15 protein-coding genes are annotated in these 16,164 nt (G+C 35.3%); 9 read left to right on the forward strand and 6 right to left on the reverse strand.

All coding sequences use genetic code 11. From position 1 onward, the window contains the following. Positions 1-277 precede the first annotated feature (277 nt). The gene (locus ABJ955_RS12570; RefSeq protein WP_347374982.1) at positions 278-979 is read right to left on the reverse strand and encodes a DUF4294 domain-containing protein; all 702 of its coding nucleotides are present in this window, start codon (positions 977-979) and stop codon (positions 278-280) included. Between the two features lie 127 nt (positions 980-1,106). Here ABJ955_RS12570 and ABJ955_RS12575 point away from each other — a divergent pair, with 127 nt between their 5' ends. Continuing rightward, a complete protein-coding gene (locus ABJ955_RS12575; RefSeq protein WP_347374983.1) occupies positions 1,107-2,192 on the forward strand; it encodes a M42 family metallopeptidase in 1,086 nt (361 codons plus the stop codon). Positions 2,193-2,211: 19 nt separating this feature from the next. Here ABJ955_RS12575 and ABJ955_RS12580 read toward each other — a convergent pair whose 3' ends face one another. Beyond that, positions 2,212-3,585 carry an alanine/glycine:cation symporter family protein gene (locus ABJ955_RS12580; RefSeq protein ID WP_347374984.1) on the reverse strand — a complete coding sequence of 458 codons (1,374 nt, stop codon included), beginning with the start codon at positions 3,583-3,585 and terminating at the stop codon, positions 2,212-2,214. A gap of 79 nt (positions 3,586-3,664) precedes the next feature. Here ABJ955_RS12580 and ABJ955_RS12585 point away from each other — a divergent pair, with 79 nt between their 5' ends. Next, positions 3,665-4,927: an acyloxyacyl hydrolase gene (locus tag ABJ955_RS12585; protein WP_347374985.1), complete on the forward strand. Its 1,263-nt coding sequence runs from the start codon at positions 3,665-3,667 to the stop codon at positions 4,925-4,927. A 10-nt stretch (positions 4,928-4,937) separates the two neighbouring features. Here ABJ955_RS12585 and ABJ955_RS12590 read toward each other — a convergent pair whose 3' ends face one another. After that, positions 4,938-5,888, reverse strand: a complete 951-nt coding sequence (locus ABJ955_RS12590; protein WP_347374986.1) for a phosphoribosylaminoimidazolesuccinocarboxamide synthase — start codon at positions 5,886-5,888, stop codon at positions 4,938-4,940. A gap of 60 nt (positions 5,889-5,948) precedes the next feature. Next, positions 5,949-6,902 carry a PhoH family protein gene (locus ABJ955_RS12595; protein WP_347374987.1) on the reverse strand — a complete coding sequence of 318 codons (954 nt, stop codon included), beginning with the start codon at positions 6,900-6,902 and terminating at the stop codon, positions 5,949-5,951. 106 nt (positions 6,903-7,008) lie between these two features. On the opposite strand from ABJ955_RS12595, the gene ABJ955_RS12600 reads away from it, so the two are divergent. The 5 genes from ABJ955_RS12600 to dnaN all read left to right on the forward strand — a co-directional run bounded on the left by ABJ955_RS12600 (position 7,009) and on the right by dnaN (position 11,931). Next, a complete protein-coding gene (locus ABJ955_RS12600; RefSeq protein ID WP_347374988.1) occupies positions 7,009-7,848 on the forward strand; it encodes an SAM-dependent chlorinase/fluorinase in 840 nt (279 codons plus the stop codon). A 2-nt stretch (positions 7,849-7,850) separates the two neighbouring features. Beyond that, complete coding sequence (locus tag ABJ955_RS12605; RefSeq protein ID WP_347374989.1) at positions 7,851-8,147, forward strand: antibiotic biosynthesis monooxygenase family protein; 297 nt, start codon at positions 7,851-7,853, stop codon at positions 8,145-8,147. A gap of 52 nt (positions 8,148-8,199) precedes the next feature. Then, complete coding sequence (gldF, locus tag ABJ955_RS12610) at positions 8,200-8,907, forward strand: gliding motility-associated ABC transporter permease subunit GldF (RefSeq protein ID WP_347374990.1); 708 nt, start codon at positions 8,200-8,202, stop codon at positions 8,905-8,907. Continuing rightward, positions 8,904-10,601: a gliding motility-associated ABC transporter substrate-binding protein GldG gene (gldG, locus tag ABJ955_RS12615; protein ID WP_347374991.1), complete on the forward strand. Its 1,698-nt coding sequence runs from the start codon at positions 8,904-8,906 to the stop codon at positions 10,599-10,601. The genes gldF and gldG overlap by 4 nt, the downstream gene beginning before the upstream one ends. A gap of 211 nt (positions 10,602-10,812) precedes the next feature. Further along, on the forward strand, positions 10,813-11,931 hold the full coding sequence (gene dnaN, locus ABJ955_RS12620; RefSeq protein ID WP_347374992.1) for a DNA polymerase III subunit beta: 1,119 nt from the start codon (positions 10,813-10,815) through the stop codon (positions 11,929-11,931). An 85-nt stretch (positions 11,932-12,016) separates the two neighbouring features. Here the strand turns inward: dnaN and ABJ955_RS12625 are convergent, their stop codons facing one another. Continuing rightward, positions 12,017-12,376, reverse strand: a complete 360-nt coding sequence (locus ABJ955_RS12625; protein WP_347374993.1) for a DUF4870 domain-containing protein — start codon at positions 12,374-12,376, stop codon at positions 12,017-12,019. A gap of 164 nt (positions 12,377-12,540) precedes the next feature. Between ABJ955_RS12625 and mnmE the strand changes: the two genes are divergently transcribed. Together mnmE and ABJ955_RS12635 are read left to right on the forward strand one after the other, a co-directional pair. Beyond that, the gene (gene mnmE, locus ABJ955_RS12630; RefSeq protein WP_347374994.1) at positions 12,541-13,929 is read left to right on the forward strand and encodes a tRNA uridine-5-carboxymethylaminomethyl(34) synthesis GTPase MnmE; all 1,389 of its coding nucleotides are present in this window, start codon (positions 12,541-12,543) and stop codon (positions 13,927-13,929) included. 112 nt (positions 13,930-14,041) lie between these two features. After that, a complete protein-coding gene (locus ABJ955_RS12635; RefSeq protein ID WP_347374995.1) occupies positions 14,042-14,470 on the forward strand; it encodes a peptidylprolyl isomerase in 429 nt (142 codons plus the stop codon). Between the two features lie 121 nt (positions 14,471-14,591). On the opposite strand, the gene ABJ955_RS12640 is transcribed toward ABJ955_RS12635, so the two are convergent. After that, positions 14,592-16,148, reverse strand: coding sequence for an FAD-dependent protein (locus tag ABJ955_RS12640; RefSeq protein WP_347374996.1), 1,557 nt, complete (start codon positions 16,146-16,148; stop codon positions 14,592-14,594). Positions 16,149-16,164 lie beyond the last annotated feature (16 nt).

Genomic DNA, 16,164 nt, shown 5'->3' on the forward strand with positions numbered 1-16,164 from the left:
TAATCTGTTGCGCTAAGCGGGTGCAAATATAGAACCCTTTTCCATTCCCACAAACTTATTATATGCTTTTTTTTGAATGTTTTTTTCAAGAATAAATAAGCCCTTGAAAACGATCCTTTTAAGGATTGAAAAAAATAAAAAAAATATATGAAAAAAAGTACTAGCCTAGCAATTGTGATAAATAAAGCCGCTAGAACATATATTTGGTTGCAAAAAAATAAAAGAGCGAACTACAAACATACTATCTTTCTAAATAACACGCAACTGTTTGATACTCTTAGTTATCAACATTTTTTTTGTTCCAATGTGCCTTTAAGTCAAGATAATCTATTGGAAAAGCAGCTTCTTGCCGTTCAAGGATGTTTTTTTGAAAAGAGCGCTCTAATATATCTTCAATTAGATAATCCTCTTTTACATTAAACGGTTTATATTCTTCTTTAAGTGATATTTCAAAAAGACTGGCGGTAGTATTATACCAGAATGCACGCCAACCATTGCGTAATTCTTTTACAAGATCGAAAGCTGTGCGGCCCGTTTGCCTATGAATAAGCTTTACTAAAATTTGACCTTCAGTATGTGTTAGGTTTTTAAGTTGTTCTGAAAACTCACCTTCAATATATTTTTGAACACGCTTGGTATATTTTCTTTTATCGCTGTTTTTTTCAATTGTATTTAACCGTTCCGTCATCGTTGTTAATCGTTCGGAAGCTAGTTTGGCATACGGATAAACTTTTCTGGTCTTTCTGCGAAGTATTAAATAACGTCGTCTGTCTTGTTCAGACATAAATTTAACCTTTTTCAAAAGGACTACTTCATCCAGGTTAATAATTTCACGAGCTATAGTATCTCCTTTAATAATATAGTACATTATCTCGGTGGAATCTTTTTGTTTTTCCAGCGATTCATTTTCAACTTGTCCAAAAACGGAGGAGCAACTGAAAAATGTTATACATATATATAAGGTAATATTGATTTTCATTCAAATAGTTTTAATCAAAAGCTATATAATACTCAAAAACGTTTCAAAAATAAGCAAATTGCCTTGTTGGGCTTAATAAGAAATTGCTAATTTTACCAGACAATTATCTTTTCAGAATAAATAATCTATGAATACATCAATATTAAACGACAAATCGTTACAATTTTTAGAAGAATACCTAAACAATGCAGCGCCTACAGGCTATGAATGGGATGGACAAAAGCTATGGATGAATTATTTAAAACCCTATGTTGACACGTTTATTACAGATACCTACGGAACTGCTGTTGCAGTTATAAACCCAGATGCAAAATTTAAGGTTGTAATTGAAGGGCATGCAGATGAAATTTCATGGTATGTAAATTATATAGATGATAACGGTTTGCTGTACGTTATCCGAAACGGCGGAAGCGATCATCAAATAGCACCTTCTAAAATTGTAAATATTCACACCAAAAATGGTATTATAAAAGGTGTTTTTGGTTGGCCAGCGATTCATACAAGAGATAAAGCTAAAGAAGAAACACCAAAACCTGATAATATTTTTATAGATGTTGGTGCAAAGGATAAAGAAGCAGTAGAAAAAATGGGCATTCATGTAGGCTGCGTTATTACCTATCCAGATCAATTTCACATTTTGAATGGAGACAAGTTTGTTTGCCGTGCTTTAGATAATAGAATGGGTGGTTTTATGATTGCTGAAGTTGCAAGATTACTTCACGAGAATAAACAAAAACTTCCTTTTGGACTTTACATTACTAATTCGGTACAAGAAGAAATCGGACTTAGAGGTGCAGAAATGATTGCAGCACGCATTAAACCAAATGTAGCAATTGTTACAGATGTTACCCACGACACCACTACCCCAATGATTGATAAGAAAAAGCAAGGTTTTGCTGAAATTGGAAGTGGTCCTGTAATTGCCTACGCACCTGCCGTGCAGCAAAAATTAAGAGATTTAATTGTTGAAACTGCTGAAAAGAAAATGATTCCCTTCCAAAGAGCGGCACTTTCAAGAGCAACCGGAACAGATACAGATGCCTTTGCCTATAGTAATGGCGGCGTAGCAAGCGCATTGATATCATTGCCTTTAAGATATATGCACACTACAGTAGAAATGGTACACAGGGATGATGTAGAAAATGTGATTAAATTAATTTATGAAACTCTACTTAATATAAAAGATGGTGAAACTTTTAGCTATTTTGATTAATAGCTAAAAGTTTCAACATTTAAGCATTCTTTAGTTTTTCAAAATACTTTTTTGCTTCCTTTATAACCTTTGGTGCTAAAATAATTGTAGCCGTCATTGTTGGAATTGCCATTAAGGCGAAGAACGTATCTATCAAATTAATCATCATACTCAATGACGTTGTGGCGCCAACAAGGATGCTTATAATGTAGAAGTAATTATAAATACCTTTATTTTTTGCGCCAAAAAGGAAAGACATACACTTGGTACCATAGTATGAATATGAAAAAAGGGAGGAGATACTAAATATCACAATACAAGCCAACAAGCCATATTTTCCAAAAACAGGAATACTTTCTTCAAAAGCTTTTGCAGTTAAACTTACGCCATTTGCATCACTACTTTGCCAAACGCCAGTAACCAAAATTGCCAAGGCAGTTAGCGTACAAACAATCAATGTATCTATTGCAGGGCCTAACATAGCAACCAAACCTTCTCGGATTGGTTCATTTGTTTTTGCAGCTCCATGCGCCATTGGTGCAGTACCAATCCCCGCTTCGTTTGAAAATGCGCCGCGACGAATGCCTAAAAGTATAATTCCACCGATAACGCCACCCAAAAATGCATCGCCTTTATAAAAATTTGCGGAGAATGCATCGGTAAAAATAAGTCCCAAATACTTCGGAACAACATCAATATGGGTTCCTAAAATGATTAAAACCAATATAAAATAAAGAATAACCATTGATGGAACTAACTTAGAAGCAGTTTTACTTATGCGCGATAATCCTCCTAAAATAACAACTGCGGTAATTCCAGCTAGGATTAAACCAATTATCAAATCTGTTTGAAAACCGTTATAAATCCCTGCCGGTTTCAAAAGAATATCATTTATTGCCTGTGTAAGTTGGTTTACATTAAATACGGGCAAGGCTCCTACCAATCCTGCAACACTGAAAAGTGCAGCCATGGGCAACCATTTTTTTCCTAAACCTTCACGAATAAAATACATAGGTCCGCCTTGAATTTTTCCTTCACTATCTTTTCCGCGATAGAGAATCGCTAACGTTGCAGTAAAAAATTTAGTAGACATTCCGATTACGGCACTTACCCACATCCAAAAAACTGCACCAGGACCACCAATGGCAATGGCTACAGCTACGCCAGCAATATTCCCCATACCAACGGTAGCCGAAAGCGCTGTAGTTAGGGCTTGAAAGTGTGTAATCTCACCTGCATCATTTTCATCATCATATTTTCCGCGAAGCACAGCAATTGCATGACCTAAATAACGAAATGGTAAAAATTGAATACGAATCAATAAATATAATCCGCCGCCAATTAAAAGTATTAATAAAGGTAATCCCCATGCGAAAGAAGCCATCGCTGCTATAAAATCATTTACTTTTTCCAAACCAGCTTTTTAAAATTTAGTATAAATGTAGGCTTAAAATTTTTAAAATTAACAGGGAAATTGTTACTTGCAACGCCAAATGAAACAACAACTAACCGTTTTTTTTCTTTTTATCTCAATTTTTACAATTGCTCAAACTAATAGCGATTGGCAAAAAAGTGCATTTACCTTTACTCCTGAAGTGCTTTTTGGGAAAACAATGGAATCAAACGACGGCTTTCCCGACACAGAACTTCAAAAGCAAATTATTTTAAATTTTGGACGGCAGCACACCAACAATCTTCAGCAATGGGCGCAGCGTTTAAAAGGGCCTAATACAGGTTTTTCTATTGGTGTAACTGAGTTCGGAAACTTGGACAGTTTAGGGTTTGCAATCACCGCAATGCCATTTTTAGAATTTAAAGCTTTTGGTAGCGACCGATGGAAAGTTTTAACTGGAATGGGCGCTTCTTATTTCACAAAAAAGTATGATCCGTTAACAAATCCACAAAACCAAGCAGTTACAACAGATATTACTTGGGCTTTTAGAATGTATTTATATTACCAAATTTACACTACTAAGAATATTGATTGGCGCACTGGATTGGGATATTCACATCATTCTAACGGGCATACACGCTTGCTAAACCAAGGATATAATTCATTTTTGGTGAGTATTTCAGCAGCTATAAAAAATCCTTTGAAGCATCCCGAAGTAGTTCCTTCAGAAAAAACTTCTACTTATAAAGAATCTATTAATGATTATTTTGCATTGCGCGCTGGATTAGGTCAAAATGTTTTCGCGCTAGCTTTTAATGATAGAAAAAATGTTTACACTATAGCTGGTGAATATGGCCGCGTGTACAATAATACATTTAAAGTAGGTTTGGGTTTTTACTATCGTTTTTACCAGCATTATTACGATTATATACAAGATAATGAATCTTTAGTGCAAGCTGGAAGAGAGTTTGATAACTTCACAGATAATCCTTGGTATAATGCAACCAATCTAGGAATTAGTCTTCATGGCGAAGTACTTTTAAACCATATAGGTATCGATTTACAATTAGGGTATAATCTTTATAAACCTGCATACAAGCTAGAATGGCGCATTAATGAAGGTTGGGACAATACACCGCGTGAAATTCCTGAAGGTTGGGTTTTGGGTGAATTAGATGGAAGTTATAAGAAAAAACAACGTATTTCATCCCGATTGGGTTTGAAGTATTATTTAATTGGAATGGAAAAGTCGCCAAAAAATAACATCTACATTGGTGCTAATCTAAACGCAAACCTTGGGCAAGCAGATTTTACGGAACTGAGCATTGGGTATGTTCATTCTTTTAATTTTCGAGAGCGGTAAGAGTAACGGATTACTTCTTAAAATAATTCAACACATTTTTTTCAATACGAGAATTAATTGCTGAAACGTCGGCTTTTACAAATTTTTCACCAGTTATATTTTCGTAAAGCTCAATATACCTATCAGAAACAGAGGTTATATACGCATCGCTCATAAAAGGAACTTTTTGTCCTTCTAAGCCTTGAAAATCATTTTGAATAAGCCATTGACGTACAAATTCTTTTGAAAGCTGCTTCTGTGGTTCGTTATTTTTTTGGCGCTCTTCATAACCATCTGCATAAAAATAACGGGAAGAATCTGGAGTATGAATTTCGTCAATAAGAACAATTTTTCCATCCTTAGTTTTTCCGAATTCATATTTGGTATCAACCAAAATCAATCCTCTTTTAGCAGCAATTTCACTTCCTCGCTGAAAAAGCTTTCGCGTATAGTCTTCTAGGATTAGATAATCTGCTTCAGCAACAATTCCTTTTTTAATAATATCTTCTCTTGAAATATCTTCATCGTGATCGCCCATTTCGGCTTTGGTTGCTGGAGTAATTATAGGGTGTGGAAATTTATCATTTTCCTTCATTCCTTCAGGCATTTCCACCCCACAGAGCATGCGTTTTCCAGCTTTATATTCCCGAGCTGCATGCCCGCTCATATACCCACGAATTACCATTTCTACTTTAAAAGGCTCGCAGGCTTCACCAATTGCAACATTTGGATCTGGAGTTGCAATTAACCAATTTGGCACCAAATCTTCCGTATCACGCATCATTTTGGTGGCAATTTGGTTTAAAATTTGTCCTTTATATGGAATCCCCTTGGGCATTACAACATCAAAAGCACTCAATCTATCTGTGGCAACCATTAAAAGTAGGTTATTTTCTAAAGTATAAACTGCTCTCACTTTTCCATGATATACGTTTTTTTGTCCAGGAAAGTGAAAGTTGGTTGTTATTATTGTATTACTCATGCAAGCTTTTTTTAAATTTTTGAGGAAAAAAACATTCTATTTCAAAAATCTATTTTCTAATTAATCTACGTTTTCAATATTTTTATAGGCAGCAATTACTTCTTTTACCAAACGATGACGAATTACGTCTTTATCGTCCAAGTAAATCATTCCCACACCTTTTACATCTTTTAAAACCAACAATGCTTCTTTCAGTCCAGAAATTACGCGTCGTGGTAAATCAATCTGTCCAGGATCGCCCGTAATCATAAATTTTGCGTTTTTTCCCATACGGGTTAAAAACATTTTCATTTGCGCATGGGTGGTATTTTGTGCTTCATCCAAAATAACAAAGGCATTGTCCAAAGTTCGACCACGCATAAATGCCAAAGGAGCAATCTGAATAATACCAGTTTCTATATGCGAAGCCAGTTTTTCAGCAGGAATCATATCGCGTAAAGCATCGTATAAAGGTTGCATATACGGATCTAGTTTTTCCTTTAAATCCCCAGGTAAAAATCCTAAATTCTCACCAGCTTCTACTGCAGGTCTTGTTAAAATAATTCGTTTTACTTCTTTATCTTTAAGTGCTTTAACTGCAAGTGCAACTCCAGTATACGTTTTTCCTGTTCCAGCGGGACCAACAGCAAAAACCATGTCGTTTTTTCCCATTAAAGCAACCAGTTTTCGTTGGTTTGCTGTTTGGGCTTTTATCGGTTTTCCATTAACGCCATGAACAATAGTTTCGCCACTGCCAATGGGAGTTTCATATTCTTCTTTATTTCGACTTAAAAGCACACGTTCTATTACGTTTTCATCAATTTTATTGTACTTCATAAACTGCTCCAACAACATTGAAATGCGCCTATCAAACTCTTCAAGTACATCCTCATCGCCATAGGCTTTAATTTTAGTACCGCGTGCTACAATTTTAAGTTTTGGGAAATACTTTTTAAGAAGGTCAATATTAGCGTTTTCAAGCCCGAAAAAATCCCTTGGGCTAATCTCTGTAAGTTCAATGATAAGTTCGTTCAAAAGGCGTCCAGTTTTATTATATGGAATATGCAAAAAATAGTTTTGCTACTAACAAAAGTAACCTATTTTTGTGGTAATTCTTTTAAGAAAATATCAACAATAATTTATGGCTATAATAACGCTTACTACAGACTTTGGCGAGAAGGATCACTTTGTGGGCGCGGTTAAAGGGGCGATTTATACAGAAATGGAAGATGCAAAAGTTGTTGATATCTCGCATTCTGTATCGCCATTTCATCTACACGAAGCCGCGTATATTATTCAAAATGCATACAAAAGTTTCCCCTTAGGAAGCATTCATGTAATTGGAGTAGACTCTGAATTAAATCCTGAAAACAAACATATTGCAGTATTTATGGATGGGCATTATTTTGTATGTGCTGATAATGGTATCATTTCAATGCTTACTTCGGAAGTACGTCCCGAAAAAATTGTTGAAATAAATATCCACGACCGCGTAATTAGTAATTTTCCAGTTTTAGATGTATTTGTGAAAGTTGCTGGACATATTTCAAGAGGCGGCACACTAGATGTTATTGGTAAAAATATTACTGAAATTAAGGAACTTACAGGTATAAAACCTGTAATAAGTAATAAAGAAAGTCAGATTAGTGGAAATGTAATTTACATAGATAATTACGGAAATGTGGTTAGTAATATTACCAAAAAAATGTTTGAAGAAGTAGGTCGTGGAAGAGATTTTATTGTAAATGCCCGAACGGCGAAATTTGATAGAATATACGCACATTACAGCGAAGCTATAAATTTTGACCTTCCTCCGGAAAAAAGAGAAGAAGATGGAAAAAAATTAGCTCTTTGGAATTCCTCAAACTACCTTGAATTGGCAATCTATAAAAGTAGCTCAAAAACTGTTGGAGGCGCAACTTCCTTATTTGGACTGGATTATCGAGATGCAATTATGATCAATTTTATTACAAAACAATAGTTATGTTTACAAGAATCGTTAAAATGGAATTTAAAAAAGAAAACATTCCTGCTTTTTTATCTAATTTTGAAACCGTAAAACAAAAAATTCGAAATTTCCCAGGCTGTACTTTTTTAGAATTATACAACGATAAAAATGATGAAACAATCTTTTTCACCTATAGCCGTTGGAATGATGAAGCTGATTTGGAGAATTACCGAAATAGCACCCTTTTTAAAGACGTTTGGAGCGTAACAAAACCAATGTTTAAAGCCAAAGCAGCAGCTTGGAGTGTGGATACACTTCATAGGCTAGCGTAATTTAGGGATTAGGGAAATAAAAGATGGGTTTAAACCATTGCTAAAACAATATATGTTAACCATAATAAAACGTGAAATAAATACTTTCTTTTCCAGTACCATCGGGTATTTGGTAATTGCGATATTTCTGATAATCAATGGCTTATTTCTATGGGTTTTCAGTGGCAATTACAATATTCTTGATGCTGGTTTTGCAGACCTCTCCTCCTATTTTGAACTCGCACCATGGGTTTTGCTATTCTTAATTCCTGCAGTATGCATGCGTGCTTTTAGCGACGAGATGAAAATGGGAACCATGGAGCTTTTAATTACCAAACCAATAACATTAAAACAAATAGTGCTAGGGAAATATTTTGGAGCTGTATTCTTGATTTTAATTGCTTTAATCCCTACTATTTTATATGTTTTTACCATTTCAGAATTAGGAAATCCTCCCGGAAATTGGGATGTAGGTAGCACTATTGGCTCCTATATTGGCTTGCTTTTTTTAGTGCTCGCCTATACTGCCATTGGCATATTTGCCTCCACACTTTCGCAGAACCAAATAGTGGCTTTTATCATTGCTGTTTTGCTCTGTTTTGTTCTTTATTATGGTTTTGAAGGAGTTACTTCTTCAACTTTTAATATTTCACAATTTGGCATGAAAGCACATTTTGATAGTGTGGCACGAGGCGTTTTGGATACACGAGATTTAATTTACTTTTTGAGTATAACCATATTTTTTATTGCGTTAACCATTTTTAAATTGAAGAAACAATGATGCGCACTTCAATTAAAAAAAATATTGTTTCCTTAGCAATCGTATGTATTGGACTAGTGCTTCTAAACCTCGTGGGAAGCTACTTTTACAAACGCTTTGATCTTACACAAGACAAACGTTTTACACTTTCTGAAGAAGCCAAGGAAATTGTTGATAAAGTAGATTCACCACTTATTATTGATGTTTTTCTAAAAGGAAATTTTCCACCTGAATTTAGAAGACTTCAAAATGAAACCAAACAGCTTTTAGATGAATTTTCGACTTATAATTCGAATATAAAATTTGAATTTATTAATCCCACCGAAAAAGGCGATGAAGCATTTCAAACGCAATTTGAAAAATTTGGATTAACAGCTGCTCAAATTTCCATTTCCGAAAACGGCAAGCAAAGCACTGAACTTGTTTATCCATGGGCACTTGCGCACCACAATGGAAAATCAGTTAAAATTGGCCTTCTAAAAAACTTGCTTGGTGCTACTTCTGAAGAACGTGTTAATAGTTCTTTACAAAACCTACAATATGCTTTTGCAGATGGCTTTAAAAAAATAGCCACAGATAAGTCTAAAAAAGTAGCTGTTTTAAAAGGGAATGGGGAATATGAAGACCGTTATATTGCAGATTTCTTTTCAACTTTAAGAGACTATTATTTTATAGCTCCTTTTACTTTAGATTCTGTGGAGGCTAATCCTAAAAAAACGTTGGAAACCATAAAAGGGTTTGATTTAATTGTTGTAGCACAACCTACAGAATCATTTACTGATGCTGAAAAATACATACTCGATCAATATACAATGAACGGAGGTACTTCGCTTTGGCTTCTGGATGCGACGCAAATGCAAGTTGATACTGTTTCTGGAAATACTTTTGCCTTCGGAAAAGACTTAAACCTGAATGATTTCTTCTTTAAATACGGTATTCGTATAAATCCAAATTTAGTAAAAGATGTATATTCCGCGCCCATTGTTTTAGCAAATGGTGATGAACGTGAAACACAGTACAATCGCTATCCGTGGTTTTTTAGCCCTTTAACTAGTAGCGCAAACAATCACCCAATTGTTTCAAATATTGAAGCTGTAAAATTTGATTATGCTAGCGCAATCGATACGCTACCAAACAATATTAAAAAGACAGTATTGCTTTCCACTTCACCCATAACAAAAATTGTTGGTCTCCCCGCTCCTATTGACTTTGATGTGGAAATTCCAAAGAATTTAAAAGTCGTTAATGAAGGCCCAGATCCAAATGAATACAATGCTGGAGAAGTTCCTTTGGCTGTTTTGTTAGAAGGAAAATTTACTTCAGCATATAAAAATCGAGTAAAGCCCATAAAATTTGGAGGTGAACTAGAAAATAGAGACGATGGAAACCCTTCAAAAATGGTTATTATCAGTGATGGAGATGTAATAAAAAACCAAATGCAAGGCAATCGTCCGCTTGAACTTGGCTTCGATAAAATGACCAATCAATTCTACGGAAATAAGGAGTTTTTGCTTAATACAGTCAATTACCTTCTTGATGACAGCGGACTTATAAACATTCGAACACGGCAAATTGCGGTACCTTTTCTTGATCCGCAAAAAACTGCGACACAACGCAGCAAATGGCAAACACTTAATATACTGCTACCCTTAGGGTTACTAACCGTATTTGGAATTGGTTTTGCCTACTACCGCAAACGCAAATACACCCGCTAAATGTTGATAAGTTTGTTTTAACAAACACTTCAATTGAAATATATTTGTACTTCGTCAGAGTTTATATTGAGCCAAGTAGAAATACACAGCAAGCTGAATGAATCCAATACTCTATCAAAAAGTTTGACTGAGGTTTCACATTTTGAATTGGAATAAAGTAAGACCTTCTGATGTACATTTATTGAGAATTATTTCATAAAAAACACACATAATGAAATTCATCGTATCGAGTTCGTATTTATTAAAACAGCTACAAGTTTTGGGTGGTATTATCAACAATAACAATACCTTGCCTATTTTAGATAATTTTCTATTCAATCTTGACGGAAAATCATTAACTGTTTCAGCTTCCGACTTGGAAACAACAATTTCCTCAAAACTGGAAGTAGAAAGTACCGAAAAAGGAATGATTTGCGTTCCGGCAAGGCTTTTGCTTGAAACGCTAAAAACTTTTCCTGAGCAACCGTTAACCTTTACTGTTGAAGATAATAATACGATAGAGATTAGTTCAAACCACGGTAAATATGCCTTGGCATACGCAAGTGGTGAAGAGTTCCCAAATGCAGTTGAATTAAAAGATCCGTCATCAACCGTTGTGCAGGGCGATGTGCTTGCTACAGCTATTAGCAAGACTATTTTTGCTTCTGGAAATGACGATTTAAGACCTGTAATGAGTGGTGTTTTCTTTCAGTTTTCAACAGACAACTTAGTTTTTGTAGCTACCGATGCTCATAAATTGGTAAAGTATACGCGTGATGATTTAAGCGCTTCGCAAACTGCAGAATTCATCATGCCGAAAAAACCATTAACGCTTTTAAAAAGCATTCTTGCTGGAAGTGAAGATGATGTAGTCATTGAATACAACGATAGCAATGCAAAATTCATTTTTGAAAGTACTGAAATGATTTGCCGCTTAATTGATGGAAAATATCCAAATTACGAAGCAGTTATTCCGAAGGAAAACCCAAATAAATTAGTTATTGATAGAAACCAATTTTTGAATTCCGTGCGTCGTGTTTCTATTTTCTCTAGTAAAACGACACACCAAATTCGTTTAAAAATAGCTGGTGCAGAATTAAATATTTCTGCAGAAGATATTGATTATAGCAACAAAGCAGAAGAACGCCTTACTTGCGATTATCAAGGGGATGATATGCAAATTGGGTTTAATAGCCGTTTCCTTACCGAAATGCTAAATAATCTTACCTGTGATGAAGTTTCGTTAGAAATGAGCCTTCCAAACCGTGCTGGAATTCTTACACCCGTTGATGGGCTTGATGAAGGCGAAAACGTTACAATGCTTGTAATGCCAGTGATGCTGAATAATTAACACAAGCTTAAAAATAATTAATAGAAAAAGGATCCTCTAAAAATGTATAGACGATCCTTTTTTCCTTTTTAACTAAAAACAATCTTTAAATAAATTTTATAGTCATAAAATAGCTAATTTTTTCACCTCTAGTAGCTTTTATAGCATTTACAATAGGCATTACAAAACCTAAAACACCAATCCCAAGCAGCATTAAAATCCCTAATCCTAATAGAAAAATAGCAGGAATACTTATAAAAACATATAGTAAAAGCGATAGCTGAAAGTTAACTATCGATTTTCCATGCTCGTTCATTCCTTCTACCGTATCTTTTTGAGTAAGCCAAAGCACCAATGGCACAAGTAGGCCTCCAAAACCTGTTACATACGTTAGCAACTGCGATAAATGCGTTAATACCAATAATTGGTTGTCGATTCTTTTTCCTGTCTGGCTGATTATTTCCATTGTGATTGATTTTTTGATTGATTTTTTGATTGATAAATTAATACTACATTTTATAAGTATAAAAAGTTTTAAAAATGTTACAGATTCTATTCAAGAGTAATCAAAAAACTATTTGCGCACGAACAAACTATTCCAAACCACAATAATTAGTACTTTTGCAACCAATGACACACACTGATACAATCGTGGCAATGGCAACTCCTGCAGGTGCAGGTGCAATTGCTGTTTTACGACTTTCTGGGCCAGAAGCGATATCTATTTCATCCACTATATTCACTTCAGTTTCTGGAAAAGAACTTGCAAAACAAAAAACACATACGGTTCATTTAGGACATATTAAGGAGGGAGAACGGATAATTGATGAAGTACTTGCCTCTATTTTTAAAAACCCAAACAGTTATACTGGTGAAGATGTTGTAGAGATTTCTTGCCATGGAAGCAATTATATACAACAAGAAATAATCCAATTATGCCTTCGGAAAGGTTGCAGAATGGCACAAGCTGGTGAGTTTACCCTACGCGCTTTTCTAAACGGAAAAATGGACCTTAGTCAGGCCGAAGCTGTGGCAGATTTAATTGCCAGTGATAGTGCTGCCAGCCATCAATTAGCCATTCAGCAAATGCGTGGGGGATTTTCTTCAGAAATAAAAAGGCTTCGTGAAGAATTATTGAATTTTGCGAGTTTGATTGAGTTAGAACTTGATTTTGCTGAAGAAGACGTAGAGTTTGCCAATCGGGAAGAATTTCAAAAACTAATTTCAAAAATTACCCATGTTTTAAAGCGGTTAATCGATTCGTTTGCCACAGGAAATGTGTTAAAAAACGGAATTCCAGTTGCTATTGTTGGCGAACCTAATGTGGGAAAATCTACATTATTAAACGCACTTTTAAATGAAGAACGCGCCATTGTTAGCGACATTGCAGGAACTACCAGAGACACCATTGAAGACGAAATAACTATTGGGGGCATTGGTTTCCGCTTTATTGATACTGCTGGAATTCGTGAAACGGTAGATGTAATTGAAGGCTTAGGAATCAGAAAAACATTCGAAAAAATTGAAGCCGCACAAGTGGTTATCTATTTATTTGATGCTGAAAAGTTTCAAGTATCAGGCACCAAATTTCAACTTGAAATAGAAACAATAAAGAATAAATACCCCTTAAAAAACCTTGTTATTGTTGCAAATAAAGTAGATACGCTTTCAGATAAAGAAATTAAAAACCTACAAGCTGCAATTAATAACCTTCAAATATTATCGGCAAAAACAAAATTAGGTGTTGAAGCACTTCAAAATAGATTGCTCGATTTTGTAAATACGGGTGCACTTCGCAATAACGAAACTATCGTTACTAACAGCCGTCATTACGATTCTATGCTAAAAGCATTGGAAGAAATAGTGAAAGTGCAAGAAGGCATAGACAGTGGCCTAAGTGGCGATTTACTAGCTATAGACATTCGTCAAGCACTCTATTATTTTGGTGAAATTACCGGTGAAATATCTAACGATGAGCTCTTAGGAAACATTTTTGCGAACTTCTGTATCGGAAAGTAATTCGTTAATCTTTCCTTAAACAATAACAATAATGCTCAATTTCTGTGGAATTGGCTATTGAAACCCATAGTTTTGCCTTCTTATTGATTAAATAATCGAAAAAAAACACATTATGAGTCAAGTAACAGGAAATGAAACCGTAAAACTTCACTACACAGGAAAACTAAACGATGGACAAGTATTCGATAGTTCTGTGCAACGTGAGCCACTTGAAGTAAAGCTTGGAGAAGGTAGGTTAATACCAGGTTTTGAAAAAGGTTTGGTAGATATGAAAGTGAATGAAAAGAAAACCATTACCATTCCTAAAGAAGAAGCATACGGCGATGTTCAAAAAGAACTTTTCCAAAAAATACCTAATGATAATCTTCCACCGGAAATTAAACCTGAAGTAGGTATGGGGCTTGTTTCAAAAAATCCTGATGGAAGTGAGCGTCAACTGCGTGTGGCAGATGTAAAAGACGATTTTATTATTGTTGATGCCAATCATCCTTTAGCTGGAAAAGATTTAATATTTGATTTAGAATTACTTGAAATAAAGTAATTTCTATAAACCATATTTTCTTAAAAAGGCTGCCATTTTGGTGGCCTTTTTTGTGTGTTAAACTTATTGTAGGTGCGCTTCAATTACCAAATTTTATAAGCAATGCAATACTATAAGAGGATTATACTTTCCTTTTCGCTACAATTGCATCCACACAATTAATACCATCAATTGCAGCAGAAATAATCCCACCGGCATAACCCGCACCTTCGCCACACGGATAAAGTCCCTTTACATCAATATGTTCTAAGGTTTCAGGGTTTCGAGGCACAGAAATGGGGGAAGAAGTTCTACTCTCTGGCGCATGCAGTACTGCTTGATTGGTATAATATCCCTTCATTTTTTTTCCAAAAGCTATAAAAGCTTTTTTCAAACGTTTGGAAATTAGCGGTGGGAGCACTTCGTTTAAATCTGCAGAAACAATTCCGGGTTGGTATGACGTTTTAGGGAAGTCTTCCGAAATTTTCCCTTCTATAAAATCTATCATCCGTTGTGCAGGAACTTTCTGGGTCTTCCCTCCTGCTTCCCAACAACGTTGCTCGACTAATTTTTGAAAATCGAGGCAGACAAAAGGGTCAGCATCTTTAAAATTAGGCAAGTCTTTGGGAGCAACACTTACTACAATTCCGCTATTTGCATACGGATTGTTTCGTTTACTGGGGCTCCAACCATTGGTAACCACTTCTTCTTGTTCGGTAGCACATGGCGCAATAATTCCCCCGGGACACATACAAAATGAGTAAACGCCTAATCCGTCAACGTGTTCAACCAATGCATAACTGGCTGGTGGCAGGTATGGATTATCATCTTCCCCGTGATATTGAATAAAATCTATCAGCTCTTGTTGATGCTCAACACGAACTCCAATTGCAAAAGGTTTGGCTTCAATTTTTATATTTTTTGAATGAAGTAGATAAAATATATCTCTCGCAGAATGCCCTGTAGCAAGTATAACATTATCAAATTGTTGCCATTCAGTATTATTTATCTGAATAGCTTCAATAGCGTTTTGTTTTAGTTTTAAATCTGTTAGCTTTGAATTGAAATGCACCTCCCCTCCATTTTCAATAATTGCTTCGCGCATGGCAGTGATTATCTTTGGAAGTTTATTCGTACCAATATGCGGGTGTGCATCTATTAGAATATCTTCATCAGCGCCAAAATGTACAAACCACTCTAATGCTTTGAGTACATTTCCGCGTTTTTTTGAGCGCGTATAAAGTTTTCCATCAGAATAGGTTCCTGCGCCACCTTCCCCAAAACAATAGTTACTTTCTGGGTTTACTATTTGATCTTTGTTGATTGTAGCTAAATCTCTTCTACGCTCACGAACGTCTTTTCCACGCTCAAAAACGATAGGTTTCATGCCAGCTTCTATAGCGCGTAAAGCCGCATAAAGTCCTGCTGGACCTGCGCCAATTATAGCAATTTGTTTTGCTTTAGAAACATCCTGAGGAATAAATGGAGGTATTGTTTCCCTTTTTTCACCTTTTAACCAAAATTCAATTTGTAAATTGATTTTTATTGGCTTTCTTCGGGCATCTATAGAACGTTTCCGTATTCTCCAATCACCTATGTTTTCGCTTCGTAATTTTTCCTTTTCCAAAGCAAGCTCAAGGATGTAATCTAAATCCTCTTGCTGATGCGGTAATATTGCTATTTGAACCAATTTACTCATAGCTGGCAAAGATAGT

The sequence above is a fragment of the Aequorivita sp. Q41 genome (genome assembly GCF_039831855.1).
Taxonomy (GTDB): domain Bacteria; phylum Bacteroidota; class Bacteroidia; order Flavobacteriales; family Flavobacteriaceae; genus Aequorivita.